The organism is bacterium, assembly GCA_040757115.1.
In the GTDB taxonomy this organism is placed as follows: domain Bacteria; phylum UBA9089; class CG2-30-40-21; order CG2-30-40-21; family SBAY01; genus JBFLXS01.
Genome location: JBFLYA010000272.1, coordinates 1 through 5002, shown reverse-complemented (window position 1 = coordinate 5002; position 5002 = coordinate 1). Strand labels below are relative to the sequence as shown.

Sequence of the window (5002 nt, the reverse complement as noted above, 5' to 3'; positions counted from 1 at the left end):
GAATTTTTAGTGTTTCATCCGTGTCCATCTGTGGCTGAATAGTTACCTTTTTTCTTAAGGAGGTGAGAAAGGATGAAAGTAGTTCGCTGGTTTGTAGCCGGATTAGCCTTTGGGATTATTTCTCAAATCGTAGGCGGGATAATCTATGGTGGCATATTTGCCCATTGGTATGATTGCTGTTCACAACTTTTTAGACCAATGGATTCTCCACTTTTTACCATTGGATTATCAGTGATGAATCTGGTTCAAGGGTTGTTACTTGCGGCTATTTACCCTGTATTTTACAAAGGGATTCCAACCCAAAAACCAATTTCCAAAGGTGTTATCTTTGGGCTATTACTCTGGATAGCAACTGCATTACCAGGTATGCTAACCGACTTCTGTGTGACTAACATGCGATTTCCTTTACCGTGTTTGATTTATACACTGATAACAATGGTTGTTGGTTGTTTAGTGATTGGCGCTATCTGGGGTAAAAGTTTAGAAACAAAAAAGAACGAAGAATAGTAACCGTTCACCGCAGAGACACAGAGACGCAGAGAAAAAAATTAAAATCTATTCACCAGAGATAGAAATTTTCTTTTTTTTGTGCATTTCGGGTCTTTCGTTGTTTATTAATCTTTTAATACACTTTTGACTAACTGTTTTTGAGCCTTTTTAAACACCGAAAAACGCGAAAAAAAATATTTTCCTCTCTGTTTCTCTGCGTCTCTGCGGTAAAGGATTACCTGAACGGTTACGAAGAATAGGGAGCATTGGAGGGGTGGAGTGGTGATTTTAAATCTATTACTCCATCCCTCCAGCACTTTATTTTCTTTTGTTTCCTTGTTCAACTACAACTAAATAAGATGAAAAAAATAATTATTGGCACCAGAGGTAGTTCATTAGCATTAGCCCAGACAAAGGAAATAGTAACACAACTTAAAAAATTATGCCCACAAATCCAAACAGGTATTAAAATTATCAAGACAAAAGGCGATAAAATAACGGATGTGCCATTGTCTAAAGTTGGGGGGAAGGGATTATTTATTAAGGAATTAGAAGAGGCTTTATTAAGAGGAGCAATTGACCTGGCAGTGCATTCGATGAAAGATGTGCCTGTTGATTTGCCTTCAAGCTTAATGATTGGGGCAATTACTAAACGGCTTGACCCAAGAGATGTTTTAATCTCTAATGATAATAAACGATTAGAAGAGCTTCCAGCCGGAACAGTAATTGGCACAAGTAGTCCAAGAAGAAAGGCACAACTTATTTATTATCGTCAGGATTTAGAGATTGTCGATTTACGAGGTAATTTAGATACAAGAATAAAAAAATTAAACTCTGTAGATGCAATAGTTGTCGCCGCCGCCGGCTGTATTCGGACAAACCTTCATTCCAAAATCACCCAATTTTTATCCACCGATATTATTTTACCTGCGGCTGGACAGGGTTCCTTAGGCATAGAGATACGCAAAAATGACACAGAAATAAAAGAAATAGTAAGTAATTTAAATGATGAAGAGAGCTCCCTGGCGGTAATAGCTGAAAGGGCTTTCCTTAAAGAATTAGGTGGTGGCTGCCAAATCCCAATAGGAATATTAGGGTGTATAGAAGGTGATATTTTAAAACTTAAGAGCGTAATTGTTTCCCCGGATAACCAAAAGATTAACCGTGCCCAAATTGAAGGAAAAAAAGAAGACGCAGTTAAATTAGGAAAAAAACTGGCAAAATTATGATAAAAATTAAAAAATTAATTGCAGATAATTTTAAACAATTAAAAGATATTGAGATTACCTTTCCGCAACGAGGTAGCTTTCTTATTGAAGGATTGAATGAATCGGGTAAAAGCACTTTATTTGAGGCGATTTATTTTGGTTTATTTGGTGAAGCATTGGTTAGCGAGCGAAGAAGCCTTGTGGAATTAATTAATTACCATTCTAAATCCGCATATATCCAACTGCAGGTAGAAATCCGAGATAGAATATTAACCATTGATAGAATCCTTAATCTAAATTCCCCTAATCAGTGGAAACTAAACATTGGTGATGAGGTGATCACTAAAAATATACCCGTGAATGAACGATTGATGTTAGAATTAGGTTTAGATGGAGATGCTTTGCTAAACAGCTGTTTTGTCGAGCAAAAAAAACTGGATAAATTAGAAGGACTTGATAAATCACAACGCGAAAAGTCATTAATGAAATTACTCAATCTTGACCGACTATTAGAATTAGAGCAAAGATTTAAGGTCCGACGCGATGAAGAAAAAGACCTCCAATATAAACTCCAAAAATTAGAACTGGCAAAATTAAAACAGATTGAACTACATAAAACTCTGGAGGCAAAGAAAAGAATAGATATTAAACTCCAAATCATTAACCTGATTAGACTTAAACAAAAAATTAATGAAGAGACCACCAATATAAAAAGGTTATTCAAATCTATTAAACTTATTGAGCCTCAAAAAATAGAGTTAGAAAAGAAAATAAATAGGGTAGGGGAACTAAAAAAAACACAAAACCATCTTGAAAAACTTATCTCTAATTTAACTCAGATTAAAGAACAAGAGGCTGAAATCAATAATCTTAAAAAGCAAGTTCAGGATTTAGAGGCATTAAACGAAAAAGTCCCGGTTAGAAAAAAATTGACGAATGAAATTCTTTGTTTAAGTAAAAGGCTTGCCCGAATTAATAAATTAGAGGACCTGCATAAATTTGAGAAGGAAAAAGGTATTTCCCTTGATAAGGAATTAGAGCAGATTAAAAAATTAAAGGGGACAATTAACCTTGAGGAAACAAAATTTATACAAAAACAGGAAAAGTTGAATTTAAGTCTGGAAAAAGAAAAGACCCTTGCCCAACAACTAAAATCAATAAATGAAAAAGAGGCATTAGAAAATTGGCGTCGAGCCAAATATACCCTTTATGCCCTTGAAATAATTAACCAGAAGGAAAAGGAAATAAATTCCCAAAAGGATATAAAACAACAAGAAAAAACTAATGCAGACCACCGCTATAAAAAAACACTCTTTACCTCTATCGGCATAAATATAGTCAGTATCATTTCATTAATTATTAGTTTGATAAATGGATTATTGGCAATGGGAATAATTATGGTGGTAATTACCCTGGCGGCTTTATTTTCAGGATTTATCAATATTAAAAATCAGAAGAAGATTATTTATCGACTATCCCTGACGATACGAGAGTTAGAAGATGAGATTTTGCGATTAGATGGACAAAGGCAAAGCACCAGAGATAAAAACGAACAGGATGAGACAAAATTGATTGAATATGAAAATAAATTGCTTAAATTAAACTTATCCATACCAGAAGATATTACTCAGGCGGATGCCTTAATCAATGATTTATCAGAAAATCTGAAAGGGTTTGATATTCAACAAGTAAAAGAAGATTATTCTAAAATAACTAAAGATATTGCTGGACAGGAAAGTGCTGTTTCGTTATCAAAAAATGTGCTTGAAAATTACAAACAAGAACTGAATAAACTCAATGAAGAAGAAAAATTAAAGGATAAAGAAAAATCTATCATCCGCAAGGATAAACTGAGTAAAATAATTGATAAATTCAAACCTAAATTACACCAAAAAGCAAAGAATTTAGGAGTAATTTTAGACCGTGAGAAATTATTGGCAGAATATAATCAATTATTAACTGAGGTAAAAAGGGATTTACAAGATGTGAGTAAAAAAGAGCAGTTTTTGGAAAAAATTAGCCAACACCAGGAGATTGTGACAAAACTTAAAGATGAAATAAACACAATTTATACATCAACTCTACAGATTTCAAGAGATTTAAGTTTAAGAGACTATCCTCGTCTAAAAAACAAGGTTATAGCAGAGATTAATGAAATTCAAGAAGAAAAAACACTTCAAGAATTTAAGACCCTTCAAAGTCAGATAGATGCTTATCGCGGGGAAATTAACTTAAGGCAAAAAACTCAAACTGAATTAGAAAACGAAATGCAAAATTTCCCAAACCAGATTAAAAAGGCGTTTAAATATAGCCGTCTGCAAGTTCAGTATGAGCCAACGCTGATTAAAGAAAAAGAGGATATAGAGGCTAAAATCGGTTACATTAGAACCCATGTAGAAAAGTTAGCCAGAGAATTACATCTTGAAAATGTCAGGTTAGAAGTTACTCAATGTGAAAAAGAGATACAGGATTTAAGCAATAGTCTTAAAATACGGACTTTAGCTGAACAAATCTTGACTACGGCAAGAAACAATATAGTCGCCAGGGTATTGCCCAATACTATCCGAAATATGCAAAAGATACTACCTTTACTTACCTGTGATAGGTATCACGATGCAGATATTACGGAGGATTATAAAATTAAGGTTTGGGACGAACGGGCAATGCGTTGGTGTGCAAAGAATATTTTTAGTGGTGGAACAAAAGACCAATTCTCATTAGCCTTACGGATGGCTTTTGCCATTGCTACTTTACCGCAAGAAAAAGGAATTGCCCCGTCATTTATATTTTTAGATGAACCATTAAGTTCGTTTGATGTAGAGCGTGCTCAGGCACTAATTTACCTTCTGACTCAGGGAGAGATAATGCAAACATTTGACCAGATATTTGTCATTAGCCATTCCCAATTACTTGCCTCATCTATGTTTAATTATTATATAAAGATGGATAATGGTAGAATAGTTGAGCATAATCTGGGATAGAGAAAAGGTAATCGTTCAGGGCTATACATTAGAAGTGTAAACAAGGAGAAATGGGGAAAAGGGAGAATTGGAGAAATGGCTCAAACTTTTTCTTGCTCCACCCTTCGGACATCAATCCTGGAGTCTGCGAAATTTACCAGTAACCCTATTTCTTTATTCACTCTTTTCTCCACTTCTCCATTTTCTCCCTTTCTCCTTATTTTTGTAACCGTTCAGGCTATATATCAAAAGTGTAAGAAAGGGGATAAGGAGATAAGAGTGATATGGAGATAAGATAATAGAAATAGATTGAAATTTATAGAAATAGGTAGAAATTGATTGTGG

General features: G+C 34.2%; 3 protein-coding genes. All 3 read left to right on the top strand.

All coding sequences use genetic code 11. From position 1 onward, the window contains the following. The first annotated feature begins 72 nt into the window (after positions 1-72). The 3 genes from AB1422_16795 to AB1422_16785 all read left to right on the top strand — a co-directional run bounded on the left by AB1422_16795 (position 73) and on the right by AB1422_16785 (position 4678). The gene (locus tag AB1422_16795; GenBank protein ID MEW6620965.1) at positions 73-507 is read left to right on the top strand and encodes a hypothetical protein; all 435 of its coding nucleotides are present in this window, start codon (positions 73-75) and stop codon (positions 505-507) included. A gap of 341 nt (positions 508-848) precedes the next feature. Continuing rightward, the gene (gene hemC / locus AB1422_16790; protein ID MEW6620964.1) at positions 849-1718 is read left to right on the top strand and encodes a hydroxymethylbilane synthase; all 870 of its coding nucleotides are present in this window, start codon (positions 849-851) and stop codon (positions 1716-1718) included. Beyond that, complete coding sequence (locus AB1422_16785) at positions 1715-4678, top strand: SMC family ATPase (GenBank protein ID MEW6620963.1); 2964 nt, start codon at positions 1715-1717, stop codon at positions 4676-4678. The genes hemC and AB1422_16785 overlap by 4 nt, the downstream gene beginning before the upstream one ends. The last annotated feature ends 324 nt before the right edge of the window (positions 4679-5002 follow it).